Annotated in this window: 16 protein-coding genes and 2 tRNA genes; 11 read left to right on the top strand and 7 right to left on the bottom strand. The window is 38.4% G+C overall.

The features are described from left to right. Nucleotides 1-45 precede the first annotated feature (45 nt). Nucleotides 46-195 carry a hypothetical protein gene (locus tag GQR53_RS20870; RefSeq protein WP_231619976.1) on the top strand — a complete coding sequence of 50 codons (150 nt, stop codon included), beginning with the start codon at nt 46-48 and terminating at the stop codon, nt 193-195. Between the two features lie 13 nt (nt 196-208). After that, nucleotides 209-2203, top strand: a complete 1995-nt coding sequence (locus GQR53_RS09680) for an FAD-binding oxidoreductase (RefSeq protein ID WP_331461832.1) — start codon at nt 209-211, stop codon at nt 2201-2203. Between the two features lie 102 nt (nt 2204-2305). Here GQR53_RS09680 and GQR53_RS09675 read toward each other — a convergent pair whose 3' ends face one another. Beyond that, a complete protein-coding gene (locus GQR53_RS09675; RefSeq protein ID WP_231619975.1) occupies nt 2306-4378 on the bottom strand; it encodes a TonB-dependent receptor in 2073 nt (690 codons plus the stop codon). A gap of 134 nt (nt 4379-4512) precedes the next feature. On the opposite strand from GQR53_RS09675, the gene GQR53_RS09670 reads away from it, so the two are divergent. From GQR53_RS09670 to GQR53_RS09655, 4 genes are all read left to right on the top strand, one after another. Further along, nucleotides 4513-5496 (top strand): LysR family transcriptional regulator, encoded by a 984-nt coding sequence (locus GQR53_RS09670; RefSeq protein WP_165743799.1) that lies wholly within the window; start codon nt 4513-4515, stop codon nt 5494-5496. Between the two features lie 162 nt (nt 5497-5658). Beyond that, complete coding sequence (locus GQR53_RS09665; RefSeq protein ID WP_165743798.1) at nt 5659-6603, top strand: ABC transporter substrate-binding protein; 945 nt, start codon at nt 5659-5661, stop codon at nt 6601-6603. Nucleotides 6604-6825: 222 nt separating this feature from the next. After that, a complete protein-coding gene (locus tag GQR53_RS09660) occupies nt 6826-7038 on the top strand; it encodes a 2Fe-2S iron-sulfur cluster binding domain-containing protein (protein ID WP_165743819.1) in 213 nt (70 codons plus the stop codon). 566 nt (nt 7039-7604) lie between these two features. After that, on the top strand, nt 7605-9419 hold the full coding sequence (locus tag GQR53_RS09655; protein ID WP_331461831.1) for a glycoside hydrolase family 9 protein: 1815 nt from the start codon (nt 7605-7607) through the stop codon (nt 9417-9419). 313 nt (nt 9420-9732) lie between these two features. Here the strand turns inward: GQR53_RS09655 and GQR53_RS09650 are convergent. The 4 genes from GQR53_RS09650 to GQR53_RS09635 form a co-directional block, all read right to left on the bottom strand. Next, nucleotides 9733-9809 (bottom strand) — tRNA-Val (locus GQR53_RS09650). Between the two features lie 26 nt (nt 9810-9835). Continuing rightward, nucleotides 9836-9912 (bottom strand) — tRNA-Val (locus GQR53_RS09645). Nucleotides 9913-10025: 113 nt separating this feature from the next. Beyond that, nucleotides 10026-11090: a DUF3080 family protein gene (locus GQR53_RS09640; RefSeq protein ID WP_165743797.1), complete on the bottom strand. Its 1065-nt coding sequence runs from the start codon at nt 11088-11090 to the stop codon at nt 10026-10028. Further along, nucleotides 11053-12423: an MATE family efflux transporter gene (locus GQR53_RS09635; RefSeq protein ID WP_165743796.1), complete on the bottom strand. Its 1371-nt coding sequence runs from the start codon at nt 12421-12423 to the stop codon at nt 11053-11055. The genes GQR53_RS09640 and GQR53_RS09635 overlap by 38 nt, the downstream gene beginning before the upstream one ends. Before the next feature lie 128 nt (nt 12424-12551). Between GQR53_RS09635 and GQR53_RS09630 the strand changes: the two genes are divergently transcribed. Continuing rightward, nucleotides 12552-13178 carry a riboflavin synthase subunit alpha gene (locus GQR53_RS09630; protein WP_165743795.1) on the top strand — a complete coding sequence of 209 codons (627 nt, stop codon included), beginning with the start codon at nt 12552-12554 and terminating at the stop codon, nt 13176-13178. Between the two features lies 1 nt (nt 13179). Here GQR53_RS09630 and GQR53_RS09625 read toward each other — a convergent pair whose 3' ends face one another. Beyond that, nucleotides 13180-13383: a CPXCG motif-containing cysteine-rich protein gene (locus GQR53_RS09625; protein WP_002962509.1), complete on the bottom strand. Its 204-nt coding sequence runs from the start codon at nt 13381-13383 to the stop codon at nt 13180-13182. 103 nt (nt 13384-13486) lie between these two features. Further along, on the bottom strand, nt 13487-14359 hold the full coding sequence (locus GQR53_RS09620) for a fructosamine kinase family protein (protein ID WP_165743794.1): 873 nt from the start codon (nt 14357-14359) through the stop codon (nt 13487-13489). 124 nt (nt 14360-14483) lie between these two features. Here GQR53_RS09620 and GQR53_RS09615 point away from each other — a divergent pair, with 124 nt between their 5' ends. The 4 genes from GQR53_RS09615 to GQR53_RS09600 all read left to right on the top strand — a co-directional run bounded on the left by GQR53_RS09615 (nt 14484) and on the right by GQR53_RS09600 (nt 18925). Then, nucleotides 14484-15176 (top strand): hypothetical protein, encoded by a 693-nt coding sequence (locus GQR53_RS09615; RefSeq protein ID WP_024603971.1) that lies wholly within the window; start codon nt 14484-14486, stop codon nt 15174-15176. A gap of 226 nt (nt 15177-15402) precedes the next feature. Beyond that, a complete protein-coding gene (locus tag GQR53_RS09610; protein WP_002962505.1) occupies nt 15403-16188 on the top strand; it encodes a hypothetical protein in 786 nt (261 codons plus the stop codon). A gap of 100 nt (nt 16189-16288) precedes the next feature. Next, nucleotides 16289-17671, top strand: coding sequence for an amidohydrolase (locus GQR53_RS09605; protein ID WP_165743793.1), 1383 nt, complete (start codon nt 16289-16291; stop codon nt 17669-17671). 12 nt (nt 17672-17683) lie between these two features. Continuing rightward, nucleotides 17684-18925 (top strand): amidohydrolase family protein, encoded by a 1242-nt coding sequence (locus tag GQR53_RS09600; RefSeq protein ID WP_165743792.1) that lies wholly within the window; start codon nt 17684-17686, stop codon nt 18923-18925. Nucleotides 18926-19064: the final 139 nt, after the last annotated feature.

The raw sequence follows: 19064 nt of genomic DNA, 5'->3' as shown, positions 1-19064 counted from the left end.
TTAAATTTAGCCCATAAAATACGTACACGTACTCTCACGGGCAAAATGATAAACACAAACTCAATAGATGCTTCACCTTTTCACGAAGGCGAGCTGGCAATACAAGACAAGCTCGGTAAACGAGAAATAATGGCAACATTTGGCAAACGTGCCGTGCGCTCATTTATGCCAGAGCAGCATCAGGCCTTTTTTTGAGCAGTTACCATTTGTGGTTGCAGGCAGTGTTGATGAAAATGCCGATGTGTGGGTATCTATTGTTTCATGGCAGTCAGGCTTTTTAAGCGCCCCCACACCTAGGTCGTTATTAATGACGCACGCGGTTGATAAAAACGACCCCTTACATGGCACGTTAAATATTGCCGGCTCGCCAATTGGTTTATTAGGCATTGAGCTAAGCACGCGTAGGCGTAACCGTTTAAATGTGCGCGTAGGTGAGGCAATTAGTGATAATCAGGTGAGTTTTAATGTTGATCAATCTTTTGGAAATTGCCCGCAATATATTCAAACGCGCGACTTAACGTTTAATAGAGATCCTTTAGTTAAAAGTAGTGCAGTACAAAAAGTTGAATTTAATACAATTGATAACGCAGCCAGTGCGTTAATTGACACCACCGATACATTTTTTGTATCGAGTTTTATAACCGCAAAAAACAATCCAAAAATTGAAGGGGTTGATGTTTCTCACCGTGGTGGGTTGCCGGGTTTTGTAAAGCGCGAAGGCAACACATTAACGATTCCTGATTACGCAGGTAACAATTTTTTTAATACCTTGGGTAACTTTTTATTAAACCCAAAAGCAGGTTTGTTATTTCCTGATTTTGACACGGGTAATGTATTAATGCTTACTGGCAGCGTTGAAATTTTATGGGACGGGCATCCAGAGTTAGAGGGCTTTATTGGCGCAGACCGAGGCTGGAAATTTACCCTCACTAAAGGAATGTGGCTTAAAAACTTACTCCCGTTTAGTGCTAAATTTGATGCTTATTCCCCTAACACTAAAATGACGGGCACGTGGCTTGAGGCTGATAAAAACAAACAAGCCGAAAAACTAAAACATACTTGGCAGCCTTTTAAAGTAACTAAAATAATAAAAGAAAGTAATGTAATTACCTCCTTTTATTTAGAAGGGCATAACAATACAACCTTGTTACCGTTTAAAGCTGGGCAGCATTTAACTGTACAATTACCAAGTAAAAATAGTCGCAATAGCAAAAACAGTAATAGCAAACCTGTTATTAGAACCTACACCGAGTCATCGAGCCCGCATGAACTATTTTATCGGTTATCGATTAAAAAAGAGCTTAATGGCGAGGTGTCTAACTACTTTCATAATAACGTAAAAGTAGGTGACGTTATTTTAGCTAAATACCCACAAGGGCAATTTTTTATTGACTCAATCAATACTAAACCAGCGGTACTCATTGGTGGCGGAATAGGCATTACACCCATGGTTTCAATGGCTAAACACATTGCCAATGAAGGGTTGAGAACCCGCTATACACGCCCTTTGCATATTTTTCACAGTGCTAAAAATAAACAGCAGCGTGCGTTTTATAACGAGCTAAAAACGCTTGCTGATACGAGTGGCGGCGCAATTGATTACTACTCACTTTTATCTCAGCCTGAGCTTGATGAAAAACAAGGCAATGGCTTTAACGTAAAAGATGAGGGCCTTAATTTAAAAGACGAAAGCTTTGATTTAAAAGGGCGAATAAATGCGGATGTGTTTAGATACTATTTACCACTTGATGATTACGAGTTCTTTTTATGCGGACCAAAAGCGTTTATGCAGCACGTCTATAACGAGCTGTTATTGCTCGGTGTGCAGGATAAAAACATATTTGCTGAAGCATTCGGGCCCTCCATTATTAAGCGAAAAGTGCTTAACACAAACGAAACGCCTAATAAAAGCAAAGAGATTAGCGTAGAAGAAGCAGACAACACTGTAATTAAATTCAGTAAATCGGGTTTTGAGCAGCGGTGGAACAAAGGTGACAATACATTACTAAATGTAGCCGAATCCCATGGTTTAGAACCTGAGTTTGGCTGTCGCAACGGCAGCTGCGGTAGTTGCGCTGTAAAAATAAACGCAGGCGCTGTGGTTTATCGCAATAACGTAAGTTACCCAGTAGAAACAGGGCAGGCGCTAATTTGCTGCGCCATACCTGCTAAAGGCGTTGAGATGCTTGATTTAGAGCTGTAGTATTTTGAAATATAGCGCTTTTAAATACAAAATTATGCGCTAAAACAACTGTTTTTGTTAAACAACGGAGCGTTTTAAAAACGCTCCGTTGAATTACTTTTATTAAAACTCAAAATTAAAACTGACCGTAAGCCTTCTTCCGTCTAGCACAACGCCGTAGGTTTCATTGGTCACTACACGGTCTGTAACATTGTATAAACCGGCCATTACTTTCAGCTCATCAGTCATCCAATATTGTGCGCCTATGTCCATCATGGTGTAGCCGGGTGTACCATCACTTAAGCTTGTACGGCTTAAATAGTCAGTGGTTTCACCACGGTAATTTACACGACTCCATAAATTTATTGTGTCACTCGCATCCCAGTTTAAGGTTGCATTAGCCATACTCTTGGGTATTTTATTTAAAGGCTCACCCGCAAAGTCTCCTGATTTTTGCTCAGAGTCAGTAAAAGAGTAGTCAGCTTTAAAGCGAAGGTTGTCGGCAATACGGTAGTTTACAGTCGCTTCTACCCCTTGCATTTCGGCCTCTGAAATATTTTTTTGCGTACTCAAAAATTGATAAGTGTTCCCACTGAATTCACATTGATAGTTTTCAAAATCATTTCTATCAATATTTTCACTAATACAGTAGCGATCTTCTGCTATTTTATCATCAAAATCAGTATGATAAAACGTTAAGCTGGTCGATAGTCCAATTTTAGGATCGTTATAAATAAAACTAACTTCGTAGTTAACGCTAGTTTCTGGATCTAAGTCAGGGTTACCTATTATCAGGGCACGTGAAATGGATGTTCCAGTAGGAGATAGGTTAGGAGATCCGCCCCCACCTGTGCCTCGACCAAAGCCAGCGGTAGCTTGAGATAATGAAGGCTGAGTATACCCTGTAGAAATCCCTCCTTTAACAGTAAAGCGGTTATTTGCATGCCAGTTAGCATAAATCCTAGGTGACCAATGAGAACCAAATTGTTCATCGTTATCGTATCTTAAACCGGTAGTTATGGATAAGTCTTTTATAAAGTTCCATTCAACCTCAGTAAATAAAGCCCCAATCCATCGGTCAACTGTATCACTGGCAATAGCCACGTTAGCATCTAGCAAACCATTCGTTTCGTCAACAAGTTCTTCGGTTTTATATCGTGCGCCCACAGTATAAATATGTTGCTCTGCTGCATAAGTTGCAGATGTATTAAACGTAATTATTTCTTCTTTTTTATCTTCATCTTGCACGCGTTCAGATAAATCTTGCTGAAGATAAGTGTTTGTTGTTAATTTTCCGTAATTTCCCATATGGGTGAGGGAGTACATTTGTTTTTCAAATTCGTACTGTGAGCCTTCTGCATCAATAGCTATTGAGTTACCTGGTGTATGCTCAAAATCAATATTTGATGTATCGTAGGCTAGGCTCATCTTATTTTTATCATCAACGGCCCAGTTAAATTTAACCCCAAATTGGGTTGTATCTGAGTCTGGACGGCTAGCAGTAGCGTCGCCACCGCCAGAGTAATCACTTTCATCTGTATGTTGTATTGAGCCTGTAAGCTCTATGCCTAATACATCTTTAATCAGCGCACCGCCAGCGTAAAAGTCGGTATTGTATTGATCATTACTTACATCATTCATAGATGAAGTATAGCTTGCGGCTAAGCTTGCGGCCCATTGCTGTGGAGCCGTACGAGTAATAATGTTAATCACTCCGCCCATTGCTTCAGAGCCGTAAAGTGATGACATAGGACCACGAATAACTTCCACACGTTCAATCATTGCAAGTGGTGGAATACCTATTTGTTTACCCCCATCTGAGCCATTAGTATTTACTGAACGACCTGCCGAAAGAGGGCGACCATCGACAAGGTATAATGTGTATTGATCATCCATACCACGGATACTAATATCTTGCATATTACCGCCACCAGTTACATATACGCCTGGTATATCGCGAACAGCATCAACAACTGTGGTATAAGATTGTTTACGTAGCTCTTCTTGTAATATGACCGAAATAGATGCAGGAGCATCTATAATTTTCTGCTGATAACCGGTTGCTGTTACAACCATTGTTTCCATTTCATTTGTTTTTTCTGCCGCTGAAGCGCCCATGGCTATAGGGATCAAAATAGTGAGAGGTAACTTTTTACAGGTCAATGGTACTAACTTCGACATTGATCGTTTGGACATTAAAATGTTCTCCTTTACATGTAGGCCTAAATTCAAGAGTGCAAATGATAATACTTATTGTTATCATGTAAAGGAAATTAAATGGAACAATGTGTTGCCAAAGTTGCAACACATGTTGATCGTTAGCTCGTGTAATGGCTAATTTATTAGCATGTAAATTAGCCGTCACTGAGCGTATTAAACGCAGTAGGGATGTTGCAATGCCTCAATTTAAAGAATTACGTAGTTTTGTCTCTGTGGTTAGTTCAGGAAGCTTATCAAATTCGGCAAAAACACTGCAGTTGTCTAAATCAACTATTAGCCGACATCTTAAAAACTTAGAACAAGATGTGGGGAGTATTTTACTTAAAAGAATGTCTAACAGCTTGGTGCCTACAGAGGCGGGGCTGTGTTTTTACGATTATTGTGAGCAAATACTAGGTATAGCGAAAGAAGCTAAACAAGAATTAGATACCTTAGATGAAAAAATACAGGGTGAAGTCGTTATCTATGTTGATACTGGCTTATTAAGAGGATGGCTAGGTGATGTTGTTACTCAGTTTTTAACGCGCTTTCCAGATGTTAGCGTGACTCTTAAAACAGATATAAAAGCTGACTCAAACCAATGGCAAGACAATATTTTGCTTTGTATGGGGCAGTTACCTGAATCCAGCCAACGCCAAGAAAAACTCTGTATTCTTTGGCAGGGGGTATTTGGTAGTAAAGATTACTTTAAGTGTAATGGCTATCCTAACTCACCGGAAGATTTAATAAATACTCACTGGTTACAATTAATTGGCAATAAAAATGAGCAGTTCGTTATGACAAACCAAGGAGGAGAAACATTAAGTGTACGAGTTCCTTCGTCACGAATTCAGTCAGATCAATTGGTGTTACAAGGAGATGCAATAAGCCAAGGACATGGGCTTGGTTTATTACCTCTATGGCAAGCAAACATGCGTCTTAATGCCCACCCCGAATGCTTTGAGCGTTGTTTAAAAGACTGGGTAGGTCATCCTGTTCCTATTTGGTTATGTTATCCTTTTGGCAAATTAGCCAAAAAGCAGCGTGCTTTTATAGAGCATATAAAAAGCAATTTACCGCAGGAATGGGATAATGAGCTTTGCCAAGAAATGTAAATTTTATTTAGTATTACTTAGGCAATTTATTTTAAGTGTTTTAGAAACTGCAACGTAAAAAACCGCTTTTTAATCAATAAAAGTAAATGCTACTCATTATCATTTGATGTGTGACATGCTAGCATATCCTTAATATGTTCATAAATTAAAAAGGAAATATAAATGTACGGCATACTAATAAAAATGTTTTTTATAGCTGGTTGTAGTTTTTTCTCAGTAGCTAGCTTTGCTAATTACCCAATAACAATTAACCAAGGGAATACCCAAGTTGTTATAAAACAAAAGCCTATAAAAGTTGTTGTATACGATTTAGGAGTACTTGATACATTAACAGCACTTGATGTTGATGTCACAGCGGTTGCTAAGGGGGTGTTTCCTGAATATTTAGCTCATTATAACTCCCCAAACAAAGCAGCAGCGGGTAGCTTATTTAAGCCAGACTTTGAGGCACTTCATAAAATTAAACCTGATTTAATTATAGTCGGACCACGCAGCCGTAGAGCATTAGATAAATTAACTGCAATTGCACCTACCATCGATTTAACATTAAGTTCCGATGATTTTGTCTCTAATATTAAAAGAAATATTATATTACTGGGTGATGTTTTTGAAAAACAACAGCAAGCAAAGTTATTGTGGAACAATCTAAATAATAAAATTAATGCTTTACAGGCTAAAGCAATGGGTAAAGGGCCAGGGCTTGTTTTATTTACTGTAAAAGATATGTTTATTGCGCACTTACCTGGAGACAGATTTGGTATGGTGTATGAACTACTTGGTATAAAAAGCCCAAATAAAATTAATAAACCGCAGCTAAAAGATAACGATAAAAGCCAAACTAAAGTGCAAAAAGCCAAACAAGCTGCAGTATTAACAAAGGATTATATGGCAACAAAACCAAATTGGCTGTTTATACTCGACAGAGGTTTAGCAACTGGTGGGCAAAGCAATATTGAGCAAGCTTTAGCAAAAGCACCGTTTATAGAAAACTCTCAAGCGTGGCAACAAAAACATGTTTACTACTTAAACCCAACGCAATGGTATGTAATAACAGGCGGCTATGCGAGTGTTCTTAATACCGTTAACGAGTTAAATACTATTTGGTAAACATTTTTATTAAAGGTGAGCTGATTATGAATATTTGCTCACCAATTCACTTTAGTTAGATACAAAACTGATAGCGAAAAATTGAAATGAGCGGCATATCTGGTGCTCATAAATAGAATTTAGCTCAGAACTTTTAAAATCTGCAATACATAGCTAACTCCACTTGTACTGGTCAACCCACACTAAACATTTAGAGCTGAGAATTTTTAAACTCCACAGGTAATAATTAATTATTTACTTAATGTAGCCCAATCCCATGGTTTAGAACCTGAATTTGGCTGTCGAAACGGTAGCTGCGGCAGTTGCGCCGTAAGAATAAATGCAGGCGCTGTGGTTTATCGCAATAACGTAAGTTACCCAGCAGAAACAGGCCAGGCGCTTATTTGCTGCGCCGTACCTGCTAAAGGCATTGAGGAGCTTGATTTAGAGCTGTAGTTTTTTTCAAAATATAAATCTTCAGCTTTTATCATTGTAGGGCAATAAAGGCTCACTATTGATACAAAATAAACGTGTGATTGCAGTACATTCTTGCCTCTAACGAATACTATAACTTCTTAACTTTTTCGGGGTATCAACAATGATTACACCATGTAGTCTATGGTTTTTCTGTTTGTGTGTAATGTATGCATTACCAGTGTATTTAGCTTCTAATTTCGGATTTTCTAGCAAGGTTTGCACGTATTCATCTAGGCTCATTATTTGCCTGTCTGCAGAGTTTTTAGCAGTAAAATAGTTCGATAGTTTAGTTGTCTACTCTTTATGTATTTCGTAAAGATTTTCATTCCGCGCTAGAACAAGATATGTTCTTAGTTTAGATGACACATCATTAAACACTGATTCTGAAACAGGTAAAGTAATTGCTTGATTTAGTTTGGTATCAAGTTTAAATTCATTTTTATCGCAGTTCACAACTAACTGATTAAATGTATAAGAAATAATTTTGAGGAAGTCACTATCAGATATACCTGAAAAATGTTGTTTTAAAATTAACGTTAATCGCTGTGCTTTTCTTGAGTGCATGCACGGCGGTAGTACAAGATGATTTTAGTAAACTGAGCACAGAGTCATCTAATCAAAAAATAGCAGTTAATCAGCTTGGTTATTTAGTTAATAGCGAAAAAATAGCAATAGTGCCAAATGTAACCGCGACTACTTATGATTTAGTGGATGTAAATACTAATAAAATAATACGTAGCGGCCAGTTATCACACGCTAAAATGTGGGACAACTCAGGAAATGACACCTTTAAACGCGCTGAATTTACAGATATTGTAACACCAGGAGATTACCTTTTACGTGTAAAAGGAGTGAGAGATTCTGCCGTATTCTCAATTAATAATCATGTATATGACTCGATTCATACAGCGGCGTTAAAATACTATTACTTAAATCGTTCAAGTATTGTAATAGAGAAAAAGTATGCAGGTATTTATGCGCGGCCTTTAGGGCATAAAGACGACGACGTGCTTTATCACTCATCAGCAGAGCAAGGCGATGACTTTAAAGCGAAAGAGGTGCAATCTCAAAAAGGCTGGTACGATGCGGGCGATTATGGTAAGTATGTTGTTAATTCTGGTATTACCACGTACACATTACTTGCGGCGTTTGAGCACTACCCTGAAGTGTATCAAAAGCAAATATTAAACATCCCTGAATCGTCAGATGACGTCCCCGATATTATAAACGAAGCACTATGGAACCTTGAATGGCTGATCACTATGCAAAGCGATGATGGGGGTGTTTATCATAAACTCACAACGCGTGAATGGCCAGGCTATGAAATGCCGCATGAAGATAAAAGAGCGCGCTACATGATAGGAAAAAGCACAGCGGCTAGCCTTGATTTTGCCGCGACGTTATCGGTGGCCAGTAGAGTACTTGCTCCCTATTATCCCAATAAAAGTAAGCAATATTTAGCGGCTGCAATTAACGCATGGAAGTACTCGCTTGAAAATCAAACCCAATATTATGAGCAACCTGATGATATTAAAAGTGGAGAGTATGGTGATAATCAGCTAAAAGATGAGTTTGCTTGGGCCGCTGCAGAGTTATTTATAACAACTAGAGATAAAGGTTTTTATAATACTTACAAAGAGATAAATATTCATTATTCAGCTCCTTCATGGAGAAATGTATCGTATCTTTCTTTAAGCAGTTTACTGTTTAAGGCAAAAGATTTATTGAGTGAACAAGAATACGAAGATCTTAAAATAAAGCAAAAACACTTAGCTGATGTGTATTTAAAACAACATAAAAATAGCCCATATATTGTTGCGATGGAAAAGTCTGACTTTGTGTGGGGAAGTAATTCAGCAGCGTTAAATAAAGCAATAGTTTTGCTACAAGCCGCTGAGTTAAATAATAATTCGCAGTACTTAAAGGCTGCGCAAGGGCTTGTTGATTACATTTTAGGACGCAACCCAACAGGGTATTCGTTTGTTACTGGTTTTGGTGATAAAACACCACAACACCCGCATCATCGAATTTCACAAAGTGATGGCATTACAGCTCCAGTACCAGGTATGTTAGTTGGCGGTCCCCAAGCTGGGCAGCAGGATGAGTGTAACTATGATTCCAACGAACCTGCAAAATCATACAGCGATAGCTGGTGTAGTTACTCAACGAACGAAGTGGCAATTAATTGGAATGCGCCTCTTGTATATGTGCTAGGAGCGTTTGTTAGCCGGGATACTTACTTGAATCTTTTTATTATAGTTATAAATCACTGGTATAAAGCTTTAGCTTACCAGTTGTGTTCAATAGTATGCGGTGTGTTTCCTTACTTTACGCTAGTAGAAGTAGAGCAGATAGCCTAGAGCTGTCATTCCCTGTTGTGCTGTATTTATACATTGCCATTCAATCTTATAATTTGACTTGTAATTATCAGGGGTAGGGGTCTAATTTTGAGGTGGATTAAAGAGCTAAAAATGTGCTTTGGGCGCTTGGGCACAAGTTTGGGCACAAATCGATAAAAACTGGAATTTTTAAGATGATCTTTTGAGGCTTGGCTCTCATTATTTTAAAACTTTGAATACAAAATAATAAAAAACTAAGAATTTAATTTTCAACAAAAAATCAAACGAGTAGATTGAATAGGGTTTTTTAACTGTTTGAAATATAGAGTTTAATTGGTACGACCGAGTGGATTCGAACCACCGACCTCTACCATGTCAAGGTAGCGCTCTAACCAGCTGAGCTACGGTCGTACAATTTTTTTAGGGTTCTTAAATTTTGGTACGACTGAGTGGATTCGAACCACCGACCCCTACCATGTCAAGGTAGTGCTCTAACCAGCTGAGCTACAGTCGTATTACTTTATTTAAGTAAGTGTTAATTGCTTAACAACGGCGGCTAATATATAGCGTGGCGGTTGGTGAATCAAGCAAGTTTGTTGTTTTTGAGTTTATTTGCCGTTTTTTTATTCATATTGGGCTTATTTCACACGTTTTATAAAAACCTTGCCACCAAACCACATGTTTTTTAGCTGAGCTTTTAAGTAAGTTCAGTAAGTTACTTGTCGAGCCCGTTTTTACTAAGTTATTAATTTGAGGGCTTGAGATACTTTCGTTAAACCAAAGCTCGTTATAAAGTGGTTGCAGTACCTCTAGATAACCAGTTAATTGCGCTTGATAGGGCTGAATTTCTTTTAGGTAAAACTTTTGAAATACGTTGCTTATGATTTTTGCGTTTTTATTATTTTTATCCTCTGGGCACAGCGTATTAAAGTTTAGTGTTTGTACAAACTGTGTGGCGTTGTTATTTAACACGACCTGCATACGGACTGATTGAATGAGTGCTTGGTTAAATTGAAATTTATTAAGCTGCTCGAGTGCGCTAAAAATAGAATCGCTATTAATTGTACTAAACTCTTTAGCTTTAATTTGCTGCTTAATGAGTACAAGTTGCTTTAGCGCAAATACGGTATCGCTAAAACCAGCGGGTTCAGTAGTGAGCTCGTTTGAGGTGAGTTGCCAGGTACGATTTAACTCAGGTTCTCTAAATAACATGGTATTAAAAAAGTACATTAGGTGTGTTTCTTTATAGTTTTTGGCTGCGAGTATTTTTGTGTAACTAGGGCTATTTTTATCAAGCGTATTTAAGCAAACCTGCGTACTTTTAATAAAGTTTATTTGATACTTTAATTGCCCAGCAGCGCTGGCTGTTTTTCCTAATTGGTTATTGTGCTCACTTATAAGCACGTTAAGCTTACATTGGCTAATGCCTGCAAGCTCCACAATACTCAGTGTTAAGTCACTTTGTGCTATTGGGGGAGGCTGCAGTAAAGGGAGTTGCTTGAGCGGCTTAGGCTGTGTTGGGCTTGCATTAACTGTGCTACTTAAGCGTTCAATATAAGTAGCGTTTACAGTACTTTGTGGTTTGTTGCAGCCTGTAAGCATTAAAAAACACATTACCAACAAAGCAGCTGGTAATGATTTAAGGCTGATCTTATTAGTTTTGATTGAGTGAATCACTGTTAGCAAATTCATATTTTAGACGCTTTCTTACTGTTAGCATTAATAAAATAGCAGCGACACTAAGGCCTACTATTATTCCAACCCAAAAGCCATGCGGCCCCATAGCTGGCACAATTATGTCTGTTCTTGCTAATACGTAACCTAAACAAAAACCGATTAACCAATACGATATAAACGTAATATACGATATAGGCGTGGTGTATTTTAACCCACGAAGCATGCCATTTGCAGCAACCTGTAATGCATCGGGTAACTGGTAGACACACGCTAGTATCATAATTGATGAAGCCAGAGCCATTACAGCGGGGCTGTCGGTATAAAGTTGGCTAATTAAATCACGACCTGTAAAAGTCATAAGTGCCAAAAATAGTGCAATTACAATAGCTAATATGTAACTAGTCGATACGGCAACTTTTAACTGCTGTAAATTATTTTGACCATATAGATTACCAATACGAATACTTATAGCGATAGAGAGGCTCAGCGGCATCATAAAAAGCAATGTAGTTACACTCGCTGCTATTTGATGCCCCGACACAGCCACTGCACCTAAATGCGCAATAAATAGCGGTATACACGCAAATAAAGTGACTTCAAAAAAGGTGGCTAGTGAAATTGGTATACCTAGCTTAGTAATAATACCAATGGTAGTGAAATTAGGTTTTCCGAATGATGAAAGCAGGCCTTTAGCATCTACCTTTTTACTCATTTGGCAGTAAGTAACTTGTGCTATTGCCATAACAGTTAAAACAATTGCTGTGGCAATGCCACAGCCTGCGCCGCCATAAGCGGGAAAACCAAATAAGCCATTTATGAAAATATAATTTACTGGAATATTAACGGCTAAACCTAATAGGCTTATGTAAAAGGCGGGTTTGGTCATCCCCATGCCTTCGGTAACGTTTCTGTATACTGTAAAAATTAAAAACCCAAACACACCCCATTTCACAAAATGGATGTAGTCAATGGCAAGGTTTGCAATAGCAGGCGTTGTATCGAGCTTTAAAATAATGGCATCTGCTAAATGGGCAATACCAAAACCTGTAAAGCTTAAAATAGCGGTTAAATAAAGTGATTGTTGAAAATAGTGACTAATGCCTTTGCGGTCATCGCTGCCCGAAAACTGCGCAATAATACCAGTGAGCGCTAATAAAATACCTTGCAGAGCCAGTAATAATGGGTTCCATATCCCTGTTGCAATAGAAAGTGCAGCTAAGTCAGTAGGGCTAACTTGGCCAGCCATAATTGTGTCGACTACCGACATTAAAATAAGTGTAACTTGTGCTAAAAAAACAGGTAAGGCTAGGGAAAGTAAACGCTTGGCTTCCCAATTGCAAAAGGTCATAAAAAAAGCTACTAAATAAAACAGGCGACAATTGTAATCCATTGCGTTTCAAATAAAAATCATAGTAGTGAATGATTTTATGAGTTGATACGTTAAACTAGCACTTTGTAATAATTTTAAGTGATTTTATGTTTACAGGAATAGTGCAAACACAAGCAACAGTGGTCTCTAAAACTCAAACTGATGGTGTGTTACGCTTAGTTGTATCGGTGGGCGATGAGTACGTTAAGCATTTAGATTTAGGCGCAAGCATTGCTATTAATGGCTGTTGTTTAACTGTTGTGCAAGTTGAGCTAAGTAATCATGATGTGGTGGCGCAAGTGCATTTTGATGTGATTGATGAAACGCTAAAGTTAACCAATTTAGGCCTGCTTGAGCTAGGTAGTTTAGTAAATTACGAACGCTCTGTTACGTTTGGTACTGAGCTTGGTGGGCATATAGTGTCTGGGCATATTCATTGTACGTCACAAATCTCTCAAATAGTGAAGCTTGAGAATAACTGCAAAATACAATTAAGCTTGCCAAAAGAGTGGCAAAAGTACGTGTTATATAAAGGCTTTGTTGCTATAAATGGCGCAAGCTTAACCGTAGGCGAAGTTGATGAACAAGGTTTTTGGATACACCTAATTCCGGAAACGCTCGCCATTACAAACATTGGTGCAGCGCAAGTGGGTGACAAGTTTAATATTGAAGTTGATCAGCAAACTTACACTATTGTAAATACGGTAGAGAACTACTTACGCCATCAGGCTTAAGTTAAAATATTTGTTCGTCGTCACTGTCTACGTGTAGCTCCAATTTATTGTTAGCATGGTCTATATGCATATTTAAATGAATTGGGTTACAGCAGGCAGTGCAATCTTCTATATAGTCTTGATCGCCGCTGCTTGCGTCTAGGTCTAGATGTATGTGGTGACCGCAGTGTGGGCACGTTATTCGTTGTGATAAAAAATCTTTCATAATCACTCCAGTTATAAATAATTAAGTTAGGTTCAACTTAATCGCTTACAGATGAACCCCTACTTACTCATTAAATATAGTGTTGAAATGCAGCTTATGACACTTATTTTATACCTTCAAATACCAGCTTTTCTATATGTTGTTTAGCTTCAGTAAGATAGTGACCTGCAAAGATATTGGCGTGATTTAAAATGGGGTATAGCTGATATATTAACTTACGTTTTTCGTAATTTTGAGAAAGCGGGTAGTGCGCGTTATAGGCGCTATAAAAGTCTTTAGGCAGGGGGGCAAATAGTTCGCTCATTGCAATATCTACTTCCCGATCACCATAATAACAAGCCGGGTTAAATATTGTTGGTTCTGCTTTTAAAAAGCCCATATTTCCACGCCAAAAATCGCCATGCAGTAATGAAGGTTGTACTTGATGGCTATGTAGTTGCTCTTTTACGGTATTAATTAAGCGTTCGGACTCAATAAAGTTAATGCCTTTTTCAGCGAGTAGCTGTAATTGCCACCCTATACGTTCTTCGGCGTAAAATACATCCCACTTTTTGTGCCAGCGGTTTGGCTGTGTGGTTGTGGCTAGGTAATTGTCAACATCAAAACCAAACATAGCTTGGTCATGTTTTTGATGCATTTTAGCGAGGTTGCGTCCCATATTGGTCCACGTGTCGTGGGGTTGTTTATCTAAAACAAGCCATTGTAAAACAATAAACGAAAACTCTATATTTGCACCAGTTGTAATACATTCAGGTACTTTAAAGTTACTATTTTGCGTCAAAAGCTTTAAGCCAATAAATTCACTTTCTAAACGCTCGAGCTCACTTTTTAGTGCTATTTTAACGAAGTAGTTATGCGTACCATTGGTAATATGAAATAGTTTGTCGGTGTTTGTACTTTGTAATTGGCGTTTGTAGGTGTGCTTAAAGTCAAAATTAATGGCTTGGCTGATGTGCTCATTTACTGTTTTCCACATAACAATTGCTCGCCTTTTAAACAGATACTTAAACTATGGCAAAAAGGTATTAATTTAACAATCTAAACGTTGTAAAATTAACGGCTATATTGAATAAAATTACACTTACTGTAGTGGAGTTAAAATGAACAAAAGTTTAATAACCAATTTGCTAGCGGGTTTATGTGTTGTTGTAGGTTTTATGTTTAACCAAGCAATTGTGTTGTCTGTTGGTTTATTTGCACTTTCTGGCGCGGTAACTAATTTATTAGCTATTCATATGTTATTCGAAAAAGTCCCGTTTTTATATGGTTCAGGTGTTATAGCGCTTAAGTTTGAAAGCTTTAAAGTCGCTATACGAAACTTAATATTAACGGAGTTTTTTTCAGAGCAAAAAATTAATAATTTACTCAATAAAGCACAGCCCAATATCGACTTTGAGCCAATAATTAGCAATGTTGATTTAAACCCTGCATTCGACAATTTGTTAGAGGTAATAGAGCAGTCTCAGTTTGGTAGTATGCTAGGAATGTTTGGCGGTACAGCGGCAATAGAGCCGATGCGTGAAAAGTTTATTGAAAAAATGCAGTTGTCGCTTAGTGAGATTTCTCAAACTGACGACTTTAAAGCATTAGTAAGCCAAACACTTTCACAAGGTAATAGCGCAGAAAGCCTACATAAAACGGTGCTTAAACTAGTTGATGAGCGCTTAGATGAGCTTACTCCTAAAATGGTTAAAGAGATTATTCAGACCATGATCCGCGAGCACCTAGGTTGGCTTGTAGTATGGGGCGGTGTGTTTGGTGGTTTATTTGGTTTAATAGCGGCCGTTATTTAAATCTAGCGACTAATAAAAAACATAATCATTCTATTGCATTAAATAGTGTACTTACTGCGTTAAAAATTATTTGTATAGAATAACTACACGTTGTTATTTGTGCCTGTTATTGCACTATTTTCTTAGCAAAATAATAGAGCACTAATTTAATGCAATTGGTATAACTTATTTTTTCAGGCTGTTATTATCGCCCCCATAATTTAGTCGTGTTTTTTTAGGAGCAACGGTGAGCAAAACGTTAGCCAGTTATTATCAGCAAGCATACGCGTGCGATCAGCAGCATTTTAATCAGTGTTTTTATTGTGGCTGTGAAGCGACAGAGCGCGATCATTGTCCGCCACTGCATATGCTACAAAGTATTGTTGATTTAGGTGAAGAGGCTGACTTTATCTCTATCCCTGCGTGTTATGAGTGCCATGCACTTTTACATAACGAAAGACTGATGACGATTGATGAGCGCTTTACCAAGCTTAAAAAAAAGCTCTCAAATAAATATGCTAAACCATTGCGCGTTTATAACATGTGGGAAGAAAGCGAACTTGGCGACATGAGCGACGAGTTTGCCCATAGTATTCAAGCGGGTATGAAATTAGGCAAAGAAGCCGCTGAGCGTTTAGCCTTTACGGGTTTTAGCTATGCCACAGAAGATGCCAAAGTAGCCGTGCGCGAAAAAACAAAAGAGTTTGATGTAGAAGGCATGATATTTACCGACTTTAAAGAGGCGCTTAATTACTGCATTAACGATTTAAATGTTCAAAAAAGCGACTTTTATAAAATTTTGGTTGAAGACTATCAAGGCGATTTTAATAAAGCATTGAGCCAGTATCGTCATCGTCATGACAAAGTTACTGCGGCTAAAGATGGTAATACACTTATTAAAGATTTTTCAAAGCTACATAAGCAAAACTCTGATTTTGTAACGCGTACGGTTAAGCACTTTATTAGTAAAGATCCCTCGCTTACCACCGAAGGTGCGCTTGAAAAGCTGTATAACAATTATATAAAGAAATAATTACAGAAATTCATCTTAATTAACTGCGTTTTCACCTGTTTTTTTGGCTTTATCCTTTAGGTTTCGCTAAAGTAGCAAAAAAACAGGAGATCCAAACAACATGCAAAAATTTGCACCTTCTTTATTAGCGGTTGGCTTAGCTGCTGCACTTGTAGGCTGCCAAGAAAACGGCCCACAAGACGATAAAATAACAATTAACAAAAATCCTTACCCAAGTACTTATCAGCCAATTTCTACATCAAGCACTCTTATTACAAATGCAACAGTACTTACAGGTACTGGTGAGCGTTTAGATGAGGCTGATGTATTACTTGTTGATGGTAAAGTACAACAAGTCGGTAAAGACTTAACAGCCACTGCTGATATTACAATTGATGCACAAGGGAAATGGGTAACACCGGGTATTATTGACGTACATTCACATTTAGGCGCATACCCAAGTCCGTCGGTCGAGTCGCATCAAGATGGTAACGAAATGACCAGCCCTAACACTGCAGAAGTGTGGGTTGAGCATTCTGTTTGGCCACAAGACCCAGGCTTTAATCGTGCACGCGAAGGCGGCATTACTTCTCTACAAATTTTACCAGGCTCAGCTAACTTATTTGGTGGACGCGGCGTTACGCTTAAAAACGTACCAGCACACACTATGCAAGGGATGAAATTTCCAGAGGCGCCGTATGGTTTAAAAATGGCGTGTGGTGAAAACCCTAAACGTGTTTATGGTCGTCAAGGTGTATTGCCTTCAACCCGTATGGGTAATATGGCTGGTTACCGTATGGCGTGGGCTGAAGCCGCTGAGTACAAACGTGCATGGGATAAGTACGATGCTGATTACGCGGCAGGTTTAAACCCAGAAGCACCAGTACGTGATATTAAACACGATACGCTTCGCGGTGTGCTTGAAGGCGAAGTACGTATTCATAATCATTGTTATAAAGCTGAAGAAATGGCAATGATGATTGACCTGTCAAAAGAATTTGGTTACCACGCGGGTACTTTTCACCACGGTGTAGAAGCATATAAAATTGCTGACTTACTTGCGCAAAATGGTTCGTGTGCTGCACTTTGGCCAGACTGGTGGGGCTTTAAAATGGAAGCCTACGACATGGTTCAAGAAAATGTGGCTATTGTTGATGCGGTTAAAAACTCGTGTGCAGTTGTTCACTCAGATTCAGATACTACTATTCAGCGTTTAAACCAAGAAGCGGGCAAGGTTATGTACCGAGCTAACGAAAATGGTTTTGATATTTCTGAGCAACACGCTATTAAATGGATCACGTCTAACGCTGCTAAATCGTTAGGTATTGATGACAAAACAGGTTCACTAGAAGCGGGTAAGCAGGGCGATGTTGTTATTTGGAATCAAAGCCCATTTAGTGTCTATGCTAAAGCTGAACAAGTGTTTGTTGATGGTGCAAAGGTTTACGATAGAAACGACAGCGCGTACCAAGCAACAAGTGATTTTATGTTAGGTCAACAATAAGGAGCACCCAGAATGAAAAATTTATCACGTTCGTTTTCGCTTTCTCTGGTTGCTGCAGGATTATTAGCATCTGGTGCTGTAAGCGCACAATCGCTAGCAATTATTAATGCAACATTGCATACGTCTTCTGATCAAGGTGTATTAGAAGCGGCAAGCATTGTAATGACAGATGGTAAAATCACAGCGATTAACCCAGCTGAAATTAAAGTAGATCAAATTATTGATGCAAAGGGGCAAATTGTAACCCCTGGCTTTATAGCAAGTATTAATCAACTTGGTTTGGTTGAAGTAAGTGCAGTTGCAGGCTCTCGCGATGCAGGTGAAGAAAAAGCTGGTATTGATTTTGATGTAAGCCTTGCTTACAACGCACATTCAAGCTTAATTCCTTACGCTCGTAAAGGCGGCGTAACACGCGATGTAATTACTCCTCATGGCGGCGATAGCATTTTTTCAGGCCTTGCGAGTGTTGTTGATTTAAGTGGTAGTTTTGACAGCGACATGCAAAAACAAGCGGCTTTAATTGTTTACTTAGGTGAGCGTAGTAAAGGCTCACGTGCTTTTACTTTGCAAACACTGATTAATAAGCTTGATGAGCACAAAACTAAAGCCGGTAAAAAAGCGAAAAAAGATGACGACAAGCCAAGTACTGAAGATAAAGTAATGGCTAAAGTACTCAGTGGTGAAATGCCATTAGTGGTTGGCGTTTCGCGTGCGGCTGATATTATTGAGCTAATTAAAGTAAAAGAGCAATTTGGCATTAATTTAGTACTTAACGGCGCACAAGACGCTGTTGTAGTAAAAGAGCGCGTTGCTAAAGCAAATATTCCAGTGATTATTAGTGCAATGGATAGCTTACCAGGAAGCTTTGATTCGCTTCATGCAAGTTTAGATAATGCAAGTGTGCTTGAAAAAGCAGGCGTTAAAGTATTATTAACGGTAGGTGGTGATGCAAGTCACAATATTTATCAGCTGCGTTTTGATGCTGGTAATGCTGTGTCGTACGGTATGAGCCAAGAAGGTGCGTTAAAAGCGGTTACATCAAACGTTGCTGATGTATTTGGCATTAATGCAGGTAGCCTTGAAGTTGGCAAAGCTGCTGATGTAGTAATATGGAGTAATGACCCGTTTGAGCTAAGCAGCCATGTGAGCAAAATGTTTATTAATGGCGTTGAGGTTTCTACACAATCTCGTCAAGATAAACTGCGTGACCGTTATACAACAGATTCAAAAATGCCACGGGCTTATACTAAGTAATCAGAGTTTAAATAACTTAAATAGTTTTGGTTAATCAAAAAGGTCGCTATCTAATGATAGCGGCCTTTTTTTGTAAAGTTTAGACATAAAAAAGCCGCTTACTTTTACAAGTAAGCGGCTTTTAAATTTAAACTAATAT

The organism is Pseudoalteromonas sp. Z9A6 (assembly GCF_011378805.1).
In the GTDB taxonomy this organism is placed as follows: domain Bacteria; phylum Pseudomonadota; class Gammaproteobacteria; order Enterobacterales; family Alteromonadaceae; genus Pseudoalteromonas; species Pseudoalteromonas distincta.
This window is presented reverse-complemented; position numbering and strand designations above follow the sequence as displayed.